Genomic DNA, 13,432 nt, shown 5'->3' on the forward strand with positions numbered 1-13,432 from the left:
GTTCGGGTTCGGGTTCAATTGGGTTACTGTGAAATCGTGACCGTTTGCGGGCAAGCCTGCTTGGACGAGCCGCAATTGGTTCGCGACAGTTGGCTATTCAGCCGCTTCTTTTAGTCCGGGGTCAAAGTGCCATTGAGGGATGTCACCGCGAGCGCGCAGTTTTGCGCTTTCCTCTTCAAGGTATTCGCGTGTCATCGGAATGGCGGACCGGTCCTTCACATATTGCAGCTGCCAATTGACCATAGTGCCATTGCGGAAGCTCTGTTCGGCGCCCGCAAGATAGAACAGCCACATGCGGTAGAAGACTTCGTCATACATGTCCGTAATTTCGGTCTGGTGAATGACCGTGCGGTTGTACCATTCCTGCAAGGTGTGGCTGTAATGAAAGCGCATGCCCTCAACGTCCATCACTTGCCAACCGTTCTTCTCGCTCTCTGTGACAAGTTCGGAAAGGGCGGGGATGTATCCGCCTGGGAAGATATATTTGCGAGTCCAAGCATCGGTATACCCCGGAGGCCCGCTGCGCCCGCAGCAGTGCGACATCATTACACCGTCGTTTTTGAGCAGCCGGTTCGTGTGCTCAAAGAATTGCGGGTAATGGATCGTGCCCACGTGTTCGAGCAGGCCAACGCTGGAAATGCGGTCAAACTGTCCCTCGACATCGCGGTAATCGCACAGTTCAAAATTGACCTTGTCATCAACGCCAAGCGCCTTGGCGCGCTCGTTTGAAAATGCGATCTGATCGGGGGCAAGTGCGACCCCCAAAACTTCGCAATCGTACATCTTGTTGAGGTAGAGCGCGAAACCGCCCCATCCGCACCCAATGTCGAGCACGCGCATTGGCTTGCCGCCATTGTCCTCTGGCCGTTTCAGGAACATTTTAGCAGCAAGATGCGCCTTCTTGTCCATTTGCGCCTGTTCCAGCGACGTTTGGGTCGGATCATCCTCGCGGTAATATGCCATAGTGTATTGGCGATCTTCGTCGAGGAAGCGTTCGTACAGTTCGCGGGTGAGGTTATATGTGTGCTCAGCATTGGAGCGCGCTGAACCGCGCAAGTTAACGCCATCTACGGCTGCTTTGATCTTTTGAACGGCCTTGCGGACCGGGCCTTTGGCCTTGAGCGCGCTATCACCCAAACGCTTGGCGTTCATAGTCACCAATAGAAGCATATCGCGGATGTCATGCGGTTCTTCGACCACTAGCCATCCCCACATGAACGCCTCGCCTGCACCCATTTGCGGATAGCGCACAATATGGTTGGCGGCTTTCTTGTTGGTCAGTTTGATCCGGACCGGCCCCGGACGGCCACCCTCAAGCGGATCATATTCGCCGCCCGGTCCATAGGAATATTCTTTTCCATCGTGATCCGTAACGATCAACTGTCCGTGTGTGATCGCCTTGTCCAGAAGCTTATCGAGTAGCCACATACGCTTAACAGTCTCCTTCTGCGCATTCTTCGTGACCGTGTGGAGCCCCTTGTGTTATCCTGTCAATCATCGAATGAAAGTTGGATGGGGAGGGGTAACGGTGGCGGATAATAAGACAAAGCCTACACTGATCTCAGTCGAGGACTTTATTGCAGCGGTCGAACCGGCCACAAAACGCGAAGATGCAAGAGTGCTCGATGCCTTGTTTCGCAAAGTGACGGGTCAACAGCCGCAGATGTGGGGCCCGACAATCATCGGCTACGGCAGGTATCACTACAAATATGAAAGCGGGCGCGAGGGCGACATGTGCCGTGCTGGTTTCAGCCCGCGCAAAGCCAAGCATTCGCTCTATCTTATGGGCGGTTATTGCGACGATATTACAGCAAAAAAGCGCGATGCTGCGCTAGCTAAGCTGGGCAAACACAAAACAGGGGCGTCTTGCCTATATGTCAACAAGCTGGCCGATATTGACCTTGATGTGCTTGAAGAAATGCTCGTGGCCGACTGGGAAACGATGAATCGGTTTTTTCCTGAGTAAGGTTCAGATGCAGGCGTACCATTGGTAGTCGCTGATATCCTTCCCAAAGCCGCCTTTGCCGCGGTCCAGATCCGTCAAAGCGAGCCGCAGCCCCTAACCCGATCTCCGATCATGCATTCTCCCGCGCCAGATAAATCACATCGCGCGGCTGGGAGACCAGATGCTGACCGCTGTCTACGAACAGGGTGGAGCCGCTTTTGAGCGCTCCGCTACTGAGGAACAGCGCAGCATCTGCGATCTCATCGGTGCCCGTTTTGCGCTCTAACAGATTGAGCCGGTGAGAGGTCTCTGTCTCTTCCTCGGTCTGATCGTGGCTTGCAAGGATTGCGCCCGGAGCAATCCCATAGATGCGCGCCTTGCTGCTTTCTTCAATCGCGAACATCTCAATCGTTGAGGCCAGCGCGTGTTTGGACATGGTGTAACTGAAGAAATCGGGGTTAGCGTTCTCGATCTTCATATCTGTCACTTGAATGACGCACGGTTTTTCGTTTTGGGAGGCACCACCTTGCGCGCGGTCGAGAAAGGCGCGTGTCATCAGAGCAGGGGTTAGTGCGTTCACTTGCATTGCTTCCCGGTTCGTTTGCGCGTCGAGCCTTGCTGCGTTGTCATAATGAAAAATTGACGCTGAATTCACCAGGCACCGAAAACCGGGAAGCCGCGCGGCAAGATCTTCGATCATCGCGACAGCGGCATTCTCGTCATCGAGATCACAGGACACCGTTTCGGCGCTGGAAAACGTCTTTGCCAATGCGTCCGCCTCGTCTGGCGAGGTCAAATGATGGATCACCACATGCCAACCTGCTTGCGCGAAGCCCTTGGCGATTTCAGCTCCAATGCGGGTCGCGCTTCCTGTGATGAGAACGGCTGGCTTTTGCATAAATGTCATGGAGCAGAAAAATCTCGTCTTGCCTAGCGGGCTTGGCGTGCCGCATGAGGCTCAAAATTCTAGGAGATAGAAAGTTGCCAAGCTGTGATCTGGTCGATGTTTTTTGTGATGGACCGCTTTCGGGCAACCCGCTCGGCGTGGTGCATGGCGGGGACGATCTCTCAACTGAGGAAATGCAGGCCTTCACCAATTGGCTTGGATTTTCTGAGACGACTTTTCTGTTGCCGCCAACCCAAGAGGGTGCGGACTACCGTGTCCGAATATTCTATCCCGGCGGCGAACTTCCCTTCGCAGGACATCCCACGCTGGGTTCGTGCCATTCTTGGTTGGCCGCAGGAGGATCGCCTGCCCGCAGTGGTTCAGTTGTACAAGAATGCGGCATTGGGCCGGTCGAAATCCGTGTGGGCGCAGGCCAGTTGGCGTTTAAAGCGCCGGAGCTTTTGAAATACGAACCGCTCACGGATGAAGAACGCGCTTTCGCCATTCAGACGACGGGCATTGATGAGGCGGCCTTGGTTGAGGCTGTGCATGTCGTAAACGGGCCAAAGTGGCAGCTTTTACGTCTGAAAACTGCGGCGGACGTGTTGGCTGCGAACCCTGTATCAAAGGCGCCTCTTGGCACCGATATTGGGTTGGCTGGGCCTCATGATGCTGAATTCGGGCGGGATTGGGAGCTGCGGGCTTTCTTTGCAGACACCCATGAGTGTCTGACCGAAGATCCTGTCACAGGCAGTTTTAACGCAGGTGTCGCGATCCATCTGTTCAAAGAAGGGCTTGCCCAAGGCTCCTACACCGCAGGGCAGGGACGCAAGATCGGCGCAAATGGACTTGTCCAATGCCAGCAAGATGACGGCGGCGACGTTTGGATTGGCGGGCAGTGTCAGATTGTTAGCGCTGGCGGGCGTCTAGCCTAACCTGACCTTCGCCCGTGCGCGTTCCTTGGCAGAAAGCGCCTCCATCGCGGTAAGCTCGGCATAGTCTTCTTCGCTGCCTTTTCCGGCGTGCAGGGCTAGAGACGCGCGCGCTATGTCCCATTGCTCGTGGCCGATCTCAACCCGCTCCAGCGTGTCACCCGCTTCAGCTTCGCCGATTTCTAACACGCGGAAATACCATCCGCAGCGGGCCGTCTTGACGATTGCCGCGACCATCCCTTTGGAATTGCAATGCGGGTCAAATCGGTGCTCGATCTTCCAACAAGGCTTGCGCGGTTGGCTGACTTCGAGAAGCGCGGTGCCGAGACGGAAGCGATCGCCAATGTGCACCTGGCTCTCGGTCAGATCGTTCACTGCAAGGTTTGAACCAAAAGCACCCGGTTCATTGAGGAGGTCAATTACACCCAGCCTCTCTCGCCAAAAGTCATGGTGCGCAAGCGGGTAGAGATGCACCGCCATATCAGGGCCGCCATGGTTCCTTCGGTCTGCCTGTTCATCGGGAGCAAAGCCCTCGTCAAGGATTTGGACTTTGCCGTCGCGGGGGCGTTTCACAAAAGCGCTAAGCTCTGCTCCGTTAAAAGGGCGGGCAGTGCCGGTGCAGATTGCTTCGAGAGTGCGTTTCAAACCTTCCTCACCGTAATCGCTAACCAATCGCGCTGTGTTCCATCGCTGCCTTTGCCTGCAAAGATCTGACTGTCAACGCTCTCAAAATTTGCGGCTTTATATGCCGTGTTAAGCCAATCGCTTGAAGGGAAATTGTGCAATCGGCCCAGCAAGTCCCGCCCCTCTCCATCGCCCAATTTGAAACTTGCATAGTGATGGCTGCCGGGTTTTAGGGCGCGGTGAATACGCGATAGGATATCGGGTAGCTCGGCGCGGGGGCAGTGGAGAAGGCAGGCATGGGCCCAAACTGCATCATATTCGTCCTGCGCCCCCAGTTCATCGAACCGCATCAACCGCGCATTGATATCATGACGTTCATTGGCCTTGGCAACCATCGCGGGGATGCCGTCGGTAGCATCGAGGTCAAAGCCGCGATCCTTGATCCGCGCAGCATCGCGCCCGCCGCCACATCCAAGTTCTAGCACGCGGGCGCCAGCGGGTAATCGGTCCAAAAACCCATCCAAATGGCGTGAATGTGCGACAGCAGAACTCAGCGAGAAGTGAGGGGCCTGTGATTGGTAGAATCCATAAGTTGCAGGGTCGATGGTCACTGACTGACCGTTTGTGCTGCCGCTGCCTCGCGGTCTCTTTCGGCACGGCTCTTCTTTTCGGCGGCTGTTTTCAATTGCCCGCAAGCTGCATCGATATCGCGTCCGCGCGGGGTGCGAACCGGCGCGCTGATACCGCCTTCGAAGACAATATCGCTAAAGGATTTGATCCTCTCGGGTGTAGAGCACTCATACCCCGCGCCCGGCCATGGGTTGAAGGGGATCAAATTCACTTTAGCAGGCAGGTCGAACTGTTTGAGAAGGCGCACCAATTCATGGGCGTCTTCGTCGCTGTCGTTCTTGTCCTTCAGCATGACATACTCAAATGTGATGCGTCTCGCGTTCGAAGCTCCCGGATAGTCTGCGCAGGCCTGAAGCAGGTCTTCTAGTCCGTATTTCTTGTTAAGGGGCACGATCTCGTCGCGTACCTCTTTGGTTACAGCATGAAGCGAAACCGCAAGATTGACGCCGATTTCCTCACCGCACCGCTCCATCGCCGGAATAACGCCGCTGGTGGAAAGGGTGATGCGGCGCTTGGACAGGGCCAGCCCGTCACCATCCATCACAAGGTTGAGAGCATCGCGAACGTGATCGAAATTATACAGCGGTTCGCCCATGCCCATCATCACGATATTGGTAAGTAGGCGTCCGTCGGATGTGTAGTGGCCTGCATCTTCCGCATCATCCAAACCATCCATCACTCCCTTGGGCCATTCACCCAAAGCATCGCGGGCAAGCATGACCTGTCCCACAATCTCGCCGGGAGTGAGGTTGCGAACGAGACGCATGGTGCCTGTGTGGCAGAAGGTGCAGTTGAGCGTGCAGCCGACTTGGCTGGAAACACACAAAGTGCCGCGGTCTGCATCGGGGATAAAAACCATCTCGAAATCATGGCCATCATCGGTTTGGAGCAGCCATTTGCGTGTGCCATCTGAGGAATGCTGCGCTTCGACCACATTGGGGCGTCCAATGACAAAGCGTTCCGAGAGCCAAGGGCGCATGGTCTTGGCAATATCGGTCATGGCATCGAAATCGGTAACGCCGCGATGATAAAGCCAGTGATAGACCTGTTTAGAGCGCAATTTAGCCTGGCGTCCATCAAGGCCTGCTTCTTCAAATATCTCACGAATGCGAGGGCGAGAGACGCCCATAAGGTCAACACGTCCATCTTCGCGCGGTGTAATGTCACGCGCGACGGGAACCGGGTCCACTTGGCCCGGAATGGTCATGAGGGTCGTATCTGCCATAATTGGGGTCGCATATAGAACTGCGCGCGCTGTTTGTCAGCCTCTGTTTGCGCATCCGACAACGCTTGCGTCCATCGCCGTGGCAGAACCGGAAAGACTGTAACTATCGGAAAAGCGTGCGCCATTGCTCTGACGAGCTGCGACTGTCATCCGGCTTGCAGAGCGCATAGCCGCAATAATCCCGGCATCGATTGTCCTGTTTGCTGCCCAAGCATTTCGGCCTTGAGCAACAAGTTCAAATTCTTGTTCGCCAATCGTGAGGACCGCGTTCGCGTTCTCACCGGTTTGGCGGGAAAGTCTGAAATACACCTGCCCGCGAAGACCTTTGCCAGGCCAAGTGGCAACGCTGGCAAAGGGGCCTGCCGCACCTGAACGCGGCTTTGCGATGGCATAGCAGCGCGAAGGGCTATCATCGCGAAAGGCGGCCCAATTGGAATAAACACCAAGGCTGTCGCGCGCGTATGCGGGAGAGACAAAGGTTGCCAGAAGGCCGCAAAAGATTGCAATTCGAGCGAACATGATGCGCGTAAGATTGCCTCTCTCAGCTGAATATGCAACCGACTATTTGTTATGTCTGACATTTTGAGAAAGAGATCGAAAGCCCTATCTTATTGGCTCCGTCACGCGCCCGAAAAGGGCGGGATCGTGCTTGATGCCGAAGGTTGGGCTGAAGTTAGCTCAGCGCTCAGAGCTTTGGCCGAAAATCGCCTTGAAACCGACGTGGCTCTGCTCGCACGCGTTGTCGAAGAGAACGACAAAAAGCGCTTTGAGCTTTCGCCGGACCGACTCCGCATCCGGGCCTGGCAAGGGCACTCGATCGCTGTCGAGGGGGCGTGGGAACGTACCGATCCGCCAGAGGCGCTCTATCACGGGACGGTTGAGAAATTCATGGAATCGATAGAGGCGGAAGGCTTGACTAAGCGTAACCGCCATCACGTCCATCTGTCACTGGACCTGGAGACGGCGAGCAAAGTAGGACAGCGGCGCGGTAAACCCGTGATCCTGCAAGTGGATACGACCGCGATGGTCGCTGATGGCTTCAAATTCTATTTGTCGGCAAATGGCGTTTGGCTGGTGGATGCGGTTCCAACTCGCTTTTTCAAGCGGCTCTAGTCATAGCTAATTGCCATCACTTCCCATTCTTTGACGCCGCCCGGAAGCTTTACCTTTCGGCAATCCCCAATAGATGCGCCTTTGACGGCCTTGGCGATTGGCGATGACCAGCCGACTTTGCCGCAGCCTGCGTCTTGTTCATCATCGCCAACGATCTGGACATGCATCCGCTCATCGTCTTCATCGGCAAGTTCTACTTTCGCGCCAAAGAACACGCGGGCCTTGTCTGGTTGCTGCGATGGATCAACCACACGGCAGGCCTTCATCCGCCCCGAGAGATAGGCAAGCTCGCGGTCAATCTCGCGCATGCGCTTGCGGCCATAAAGATAGTCACCGTTTTCCGAGCGGTCGCCATTGCCCGCCGCCCAAGAGACGATCTCGACGATCTCTGGCCGTTCTTTGCCCAGCAAATGGTCATAGCGCGCCTTTAGCGCCGCCATTCCCGGCGGCGTGATGGGCGGACCCAGAGGTTTGCTCGCCATAGTGCGGGGTTATGGCAAGAAGCGGTCGACCGTGCGGGGCAGGCCTGCTTCTTGTGGGTACATATGCGAATATGTCACCGCGTTGCCGATCACCCGCATCACATAATAGCGGGTTTCGAAATTGGCTGGGATCTTCTCGATCCATTCGACCCAATCTATTCTGCCGTTTCGAGGGTCGCCGTTGAGGCGCACCCATTGACGAACCCGTCCGGGGCCAGCGTTATAACTTGCCACTGCAAGCGGATAGGCCCCGCCGTAAAGATCCATCCGCCGCGCATAGTGCGCATCGCCCAATGTGATGTTGTAGAGCGGATCTTCGGTCAGCGACGCGCTCATATATTGGATGCCAAGAATGCCCGCTTCCTCGCGCGCTGTGCTGCGCAAGAGCTGCATCATGCCGATGGCGTTTGCGTGGCTTTTGCGGGTGCGGTCAAACTCGCTTTCCTGACGCGCGATGGCGTGGACCATCGTCCAATCGTTGACCCGAGGGGTAGGGACAATGGGGAAACCTGCTCGTTCAACACCTTTGATCCCGTTTGCGCCGGCTTCCATGCCGAGCACTACCGCCATTTCTGGCAATGCCGTTTGCGCTGCGAGCTGGCTGAACTTGGCCACATCTTCCGGCGTCTTGGCACTTGCGCCAATAGCTTGGAAAAAACGGCGCTCTGTTTGCCATTTTAATCGGTTACTTGCAATTGAGCGGATCGCTTGCACAAGGGGGCGAGCTTCAAATTCCGCGCGAGCTGCCTCATCCATAGAAACGTCTGGTAGCTCGGCAAATGTCGGCATTGGCCGGTTCAGTGCCCCAAGTGCGAGCTGTCCGTAGTAATAATGCGGATATTTGGCGGCCTTTTCAAAATAGGTTTGCGCCTCGGCATTGAGACCGGCTTGGCGCGCGGCGCGACCAGCCCAGAAATATCCTTTGGATTTGGTCAATGGAGTGCGGGCTGCATCGCCATAACGATCGAATAAAGGCGCAGCAGTTGACCCGCTGCCCATCCGCCAAAGCGCGTTCGTGCCGCCTTTCCACATAAGATCAGTGTAACGGTCACGTAAGCGGAAAGATCCTTTGGAAATATCTGTACCTGGCGCGAACAGGTCGTCGATCTTGCTCGCAATCTGGACCGTGTCAGAGATATTTGCCGCCTTGGCGCTTGTCAGCATTGCCCCGACCAATTCCTCTGCATTGAATGCGGGTGATGTGAATTGGGGGCGGTTTTTTAAAAGGTTGATCGCAGCCGAACGATTCCCGCGTTTCAGGTAGTAACTGGCGAGGTTATAAACATAGCCAGCGTCGTTCATTGCGCCCGCCGGAGTGGAGAGCCCTGCTGCCTGCGGGGTCGAGCCTCTGACAAGAGCGAGCCGCGCCAACGCCAAATCACGCTGCAAAGGATCCAAATTGATTAGGTTACGCTCAACCGCTTCGGCCTGACCCTGCCACAGCAAAGCATCGACGCGCGCTGCATGATCTGCAGGGGTAAAACGCGATCCAAATAACCCAATAAGATAAGCTTCCGCTGGCCCTGACATTTCGCCGCCGCGCCAAGCTTCGCGTGCAACATCAAAGGCATCTGCACGTTGAGCGCTTGCCAGAGACAAAGCATAGCGCGCACGTCCTGCGTTTGTGAGCGGAGAATAGGTGTCAAAAAAGGCGAGGATTTCTGCTTGAGAAGGCGCTTCTTCGCCAAGCCGATCTTCGGCCTTGCTGCGAATAATCTCCATCCGCGGAAAGTCCGGATACTTCAGCGCAAACCCTCCATAGGCCGCGAAGGAGTAATTTCCTTGCCCTTGCAATTGCTCCCACCGATTGATTGCTGCACCGGCAAACTGCGGTTGGCTTGCAACCATATTTGCGCGCTGATTAGCGGAACCTATTTGCGCAGATGACGGTGTAGAAAGGGCTCCGATTGAACACACTGCAAGAGCTGTCAAAGCAATGGGTGAGGTAAGTAAATTTCTGACCATGCTGGACATAATGCCGCTGGGCTCCTTAGTAGGCGCTGAACGAAGAGGTGGTTGACGCCCCTTCAACCAATTTCACGACTATTGTTCAATATAGGATTATTACAATGTTCAGCGGTTCCATTCCCGCTCTAGCGACTCCTTTTCGCGACGGATCGTTTGACGAGAGCGCATTTCGCAAGCTTGTCGATTGGCAAATCGAGAACGGTAGCTCCGCTCTGGTGCCTTGCGGAACCACCGGGGAAGCATCGACGCTTTCCAATGCAGAACATCACCGGGTCATCGAAGTCTGCATCGAACAGGCCGCGGGCCGTGTGCCAGTGATTGCAGGGTGCGGTTCCAACGATACACGTAATGCCGCCTTGCATATGAACTTTGCGAAGAAAGCGGGCGCGGCAGCAGGGCTTTGTGTCGCACCATATTACAACCGCCCAAGCCAAGCAGGATTGATCGCGCATTTCAGTTATCTTGCTGAAACGTGTGAACTGCCGATTGTGCTCTACAATGTGCCCGCACGAACAGTGACCGATATCGAAGACCAGACGGTAGTTGAACTGGTCAAGAAATACCCGGAGCAAATTGTTGCGATCAAGGATGCCAGCGGCGATCTCAGCCGTGTTGCCGATCACCGCATGGGTATTGGCCGCGATTTTTGCCAATTGTCAGGCAATGATGAGCTTTGGCTTCCCCATAATGCAGCGGGCGGCAGGGGAGCAATCTCGGTGACTGCCAATGTCGCGCCGGCCCTTTGTGCCGAATTCCAAGAGGCGATAAATAATAACGAATTGAAGCGCGCTCGTGAGCTCAATGACCGCCTGTTCCCGCTGCATTATGCGATGTTCTCTGATGCATCACCGGCACCGGTGAAGTATGCGCTGAGCCGGGTGCAGGAATGGTTCTCGCCTTCGGTCCGCTTACCAATCGTTGAGGCGTCGGAAAGCTCACGCAAGGCAGTGGATGCGGCGCTGGAGCATGCTGGATTGGTTTAAGCGCATCCCTCGTGCTTACTGCGCGGGATTATGCTGCTCCACAAAGGCAACTGCCTCGTCCAACATGCGTTGGCGTGTTTCGGAGAGGGAAAGCCAATGGTCTTCCCCATCCAGCGCAATCAGTCGATGCGGTTTGTCAGCATCTTTGAGCCCATCGGCCATTTTTGACGAATGGACAAAGGGTACCACTGTGTCATCCTTTCCGTGAATCAACAGGATAGGTGCATCCGCATTTTCTGCGTGCCGATGAGGCGAGACTGCATCCCAAGTGTCAGGGTCTCCCAGCTGATTGCGCAAAGTCTCGCGCGTTGTACGGCGCTTGCCGCTGGCCCGATAATCTTCACGATAGGCACGCCGAATGTCGCTAACCGGGGCGACCGCAACGGCGCATTTGTAGAGCCCTTGCTGCAAAGTCACCCCTGCTAGCGCTGCATATCCGCCATAACTTGCGCCCACGATACAGGCGCGGTTTGGATCAACAATTCCAGCTTCGGCTAGCGCTGCGAGGCCATCCGAAATGTCGGTCTGCATCTTTCTGCCCCATTCGCCATAACCTGCCTCGATAAAGGCAAGGCCGCGATTGGTGGAACCGCGAAAGTTGGGTTGGAACACTGCATAACCGCGTGAGGCGAAGGCCTGCGCCCACCAATCAAACTGTTCGCTGTCATAGGCATGCGGACCGCCATGAGGGAACATAACAACCGGCAAATTCTTCGCTTCGCGGTCAGGCGGGAGGGTTAAGATGCCGTCCATTTCAAGACCATCAGTAGCGGTGTATTCAAAGGTCGAGAACGGCCCAACCTGTGCTGGCCCGATCGCCTCGCGTTCATAGGCAAAGGCCTTGGCGTTTAGATTTTCGACATCGACTTTGAACCAAGTGCCACTGTCTTTTTGTCCTGTGGTTCGAACGATCACATTGCTGAAATCATCGGTCCAATCCATGATCGACATACTATGTCGGGCAAATGCGGCTTCGGTCTTTCTGATGGCTTCGGCTTTACTTTCATCGTCGAACACCGGCCGGGGTTTGTTGCCTTCTTCAAGATAGCCTTCAAGTTCGCCGGTTTGACGGTTGAAATACAGGCGCTCAACATCGACCCCTTCGAGGAATGGTGTTGGTTCTTCGCCAGCAAGTGGCACTTGCAACCACCGCCTCGACCCATCTTCTTCTGCTTGCCAGTAGATGACCGATCCGCCGCCTTGCGTAAGACCTATCAGTCCTCCTCTTCCCAGTTCTGAGCGGCCCTTGGCGATGATGTTATTGCGCGAATTGCGAACCGTCCATTCGCCGGTTTCTCGATTCATCAGGAAGGTTGCGGCCAATTCACCGTTCTTACCGACCAACCAATCGCTATTCATTCCCGCGCGGGGCGCGAATGCTATCCGTTTATACTTTTGGCTTTCGAAATCGACGCGGTAAAGAGATGGACGGCCATGGTCGAAAAAGTAGTCGCCTCCGCCATCTCTGGCCAATTCTACGGCGCCAAAGAAGCCATACTGTTTCCCGTCGATCTCACGGATCCCATAAAAACCAAAGACGGCATTCACGATACCGTGCTTATTGCCAAACACGAGGCTGCCTTCATCAGATTTATCGATGGGAATTATGAGCGCTTGTGAGAATTCATGTTTGTCGGTGGTGAAGCCAAAGCCGAGGCTTTTGGTTACGCCGCGCGTGAGCAACAGACGATCGTCACCAATCCAGCGGAAATTGCGCACCTTCGTATCTTGCACATTTGTGATCGAGATGACTTGATAGTCGGCTCCAAATGCTACCAACATGCGGTTGCCTTCAACCGTCATTAAGGCAGCAAGCTTTTCTCCCGATGGCGAGAGGACGGCATCTTCGATTGCAGGGAGTTCTCCATACGCGCTAAGCGGAGGGGCAGGGGGCGTCGATGCTGAACTTGGTGCAGTAATAAGTCCAGCAAACATCAATGCACTAAAGAGAAAAGTCTTAGTAATCTCGAGCATTTTTCTCACGTCATTGCCCCTTTAACGCCGTAATATTGCCGAAAAACTTATCAGGATGCATAAATTTGGCAACCGCAACTCTGCTCGCGATTCCGAATGCGATATTTGGGCCGTGCATGTGCAATAGCCTTCCCATTTCGCTCTCTATTGATTAGAGGCACCCCCACTATGGCTCGCCCTAAACCTGAAACTTTCGACAAGACCAAAGTCGTCGCGGAAAATCGCCGTGCGCGTTACGATTATCATATCGAGGACAAATTTGAGGCAGGACTCGCGCTGCAGGGCACTGAGGTAAAGGCACTGCGGGCTGGACAGGCGACAATCGCGGAAAGTTACGCCGAGGTGCGCGATGGCGAGGTTTGGCTGGTCAATGCCAACCTGCCCGAATACAGCCACGGCAATCGCTTGAACCATGAGCCAAAGCGGCCGCGCAAATTGTTGCTCCACGAACGCGAGGTCAACAAGTTGTTTGGCGCGATCGAGCGCAAGGGCATGACGCTGGTGCCGCTCTCGATTTATTTCAATCGCACCGGCCGCGCAAAGGTGGAGCTCGCCCTTGCCAAGGGTAAACAGGCCCACGACAAGAGGGCGAGTATTAAGGATCGCGACTGGAAACGGGACAAAGCGCGGCTGATGCGAGAGCGATCTTGATCGGTTTTAGTCGCATGCC

Annotated in this window: 14 protein-coding genes; 5 read left to right on the forward strand and 9 right to left on the reverse strand. The window is 55.3% G+C overall.

Annotated features, from left to right (window positions below):
* Nucleotides 1–93: 93 nt before the first annotated feature.
* Nucleotides 94–1,428: a cyclopropane-fatty-acyl-phospholipid synthase family protein gene (locus ABJ205_RS13800; protein WP_348156737.1), complete on the reverse strand. Its 1,335-nt coding sequence runs from the start codon at nt 1,426–1,428 to the stop codon at nt 94–96.
* Nucleotides 1,429–1,528: 100 nt separating this feature from the next.
* Here ABJ205_RS13800 and ABJ205_RS13805 point away from each other — a divergent pair, with 100 nt between their 5' ends.
* The gene (locus tag ABJ205_RS13805) at nt 1,529–1,966 is read left to right on the forward strand and encodes a DUF1801 domain-containing protein (protein ID WP_348156735.1); all 438 of its coding nucleotides are present in this window, start codon (nt 1,529–1,531) and stop codon (nt 1,964–1,966) included.
* A 109-nt stretch (nt 1,967–2,075) separates the two neighbouring features.
* Here the strand turns inward: ABJ205_RS13805 and ABJ205_RS13810 are convergent, their stop codons facing one another.
* Nucleotides 2,076–2,852 carry an SDR family oxidoreductase gene (locus ABJ205_RS13810; protein WP_348156732.1) on the reverse strand — a complete coding sequence of 259 codons (777 nt, stop codon included), beginning with the start codon at nt 2,850–2,852 and terminating at the stop codon, nt 2,076–2,078.
* A 74-nt stretch (nt 2,853–2,926) separates the two neighbouring features.
* Here ABJ205_RS13810 and ABJ205_RS13815 point away from each other — a divergent pair, with 74 nt between their 5' ends.
* Complete coding sequence (locus ABJ205_RS13815) at nt 2,927–3,766, forward strand: PhzF family phenazine biosynthesis protein (protein ID WP_348156729.1); 840 nt, start codon at nt 2,927–2,929, stop codon at nt 3,764–3,766.
* Here ABJ205_RS13815 and ABJ205_RS13820 read toward each other — a convergent pair.
* The 4 genes from ABJ205_RS13820 to ABJ205_RS13835 are packed head-to-tail and all read right to left on the reverse strand — an operon-like array spanning nt 3,758 to nt 6,761.
* A complete protein-coding gene (locus ABJ205_RS13820; RefSeq protein WP_348156727.1) occupies nt 3,758–4,435 on the reverse strand; it encodes an MOSC domain-containing protein in 678 nt (225 codons plus the stop codon). The two genes, ABJ205_RS13815 and ABJ205_RS13820, sit on opposite strands and share 9 nt — an antisense overlap.
* A complete protein-coding gene (locus tag ABJ205_RS13825; RefSeq protein ID WP_348156725.1) occupies nt 4,405–4,998 on the reverse strand; it encodes a class I SAM-dependent methyltransferase in 594 nt (197 codons plus the stop codon). The genes ABJ205_RS13820 and ABJ205_RS13825 overlap by 31 nt, the downstream gene beginning before the upstream one ends.
* A complete protein-coding gene (gene rlmN / locus ABJ205_RS13830; RefSeq protein ID WP_348156722.1) occupies nt 4,995–6,242 on the reverse strand; it encodes a 23S rRNA (adenine(2503)-C(2))-methyltransferase RlmN in 1,248 nt (415 codons plus the stop codon). Before rlmN ends, ABJ205_RS13825 begins: the two co-directional genes overlap by 4 nt.
* A gap of 36 nt (nt 6,243–6,278) precedes the next feature.
* Entirely contained in the window at nt 6,279–6,761 is a 483-nt protein-coding gene (locus ABJ205_RS13835; RefSeq protein ID WP_348156721.1) for an invasion associated locus B family protein, read from the reverse strand.
* Between the two features lie 51 nt (nt 6,762–6,812).
* Between ABJ205_RS13835 and ABJ205_RS13840 the strand changes: the two genes are divergently transcribed.
* Nucleotides 6,813–7,355, forward strand: coding sequence for an RNA 2'-phosphotransferase (locus ABJ205_RS13840; protein WP_348156719.1), 543 nt, complete (start codon nt 6,813–6,815; stop codon nt 7,353–7,355).
* On the opposite strand, the gene ABJ205_RS13845 is transcribed toward ABJ205_RS13840, so the two are convergent.
* Entirely contained in the window at nt 7,352–7,837 is a 486-nt protein-coding gene (locus ABJ205_RS13845) for a GreA/GreB family elongation factor (protein ID WP_348156717.1), read from the reverse strand. The two genes, ABJ205_RS13840 and ABJ205_RS13845, sit on opposite strands and share 4 nt — an antisense overlap.
* A 9-nt stretch (nt 7,838–7,846) precedes the next feature.
* Complete coding sequence (locus ABJ205_RS13850) at nt 7,847–9,685, reverse strand: lytic transglycosylase domain-containing protein (RefSeq protein ID WP_348156715.1); 1,839 nt, start codon at nt 9,683–9,685, stop codon at nt 7,847–7,849.
* 221 nt (nt 9,686–9,906) lie between these two features.
* Between ABJ205_RS13850 and dapA the strand changes: the two genes are divergently transcribed.
* Complete coding sequence (gene dapA, locus ABJ205_RS13855) at nt 9,907–10,788, forward strand: 4-hydroxy-tetrahydrodipicolinate synthase (protein ID WP_348156712.1); 882 nt, start codon at nt 9,907–9,909, stop codon at nt 10,786–10,788.
* Between the two features lie 15 nt (nt 10,789–10,803).
* On the opposite strand, the gene ABJ205_RS13860 is transcribed toward dapA, so the two are convergent.
* A complete protein-coding gene (locus ABJ205_RS13860) occupies nt 10,804–12,762 on the reverse strand; it encodes a S9 family peptidase (RefSeq protein ID WP_348156791.1) in 1,959 nt (652 codons plus the stop codon).
* A gap of 168 nt (nt 12,763–12,930) precedes the next feature.
* Between ABJ205_RS13860 and smpB the strand changes: the two genes are divergently transcribed.
* Nucleotides 12,931–13,413 carry an SsrA-binding protein SmpB gene (smpB, locus tag ABJ205_RS13865; protein ID WP_348156709.1) on the forward strand — a complete coding sequence of 161 codons (483 nt, stop codon included), beginning with the start codon at nt 12,931–12,933 and terminating at the stop codon, nt 13,411–13,413.
* Nucleotides 13,414–13,432 lie beyond the last annotated feature (19 nt).

The sequence above is a fragment of the Erythrobacter sp. genome (assembly GCF_039988855.1).
Lineage (GTDB): Bacteria > Pseudomonadota > Alphaproteobacteria > Sphingomonadales > Sphingomonadaceae > Erythrobacter.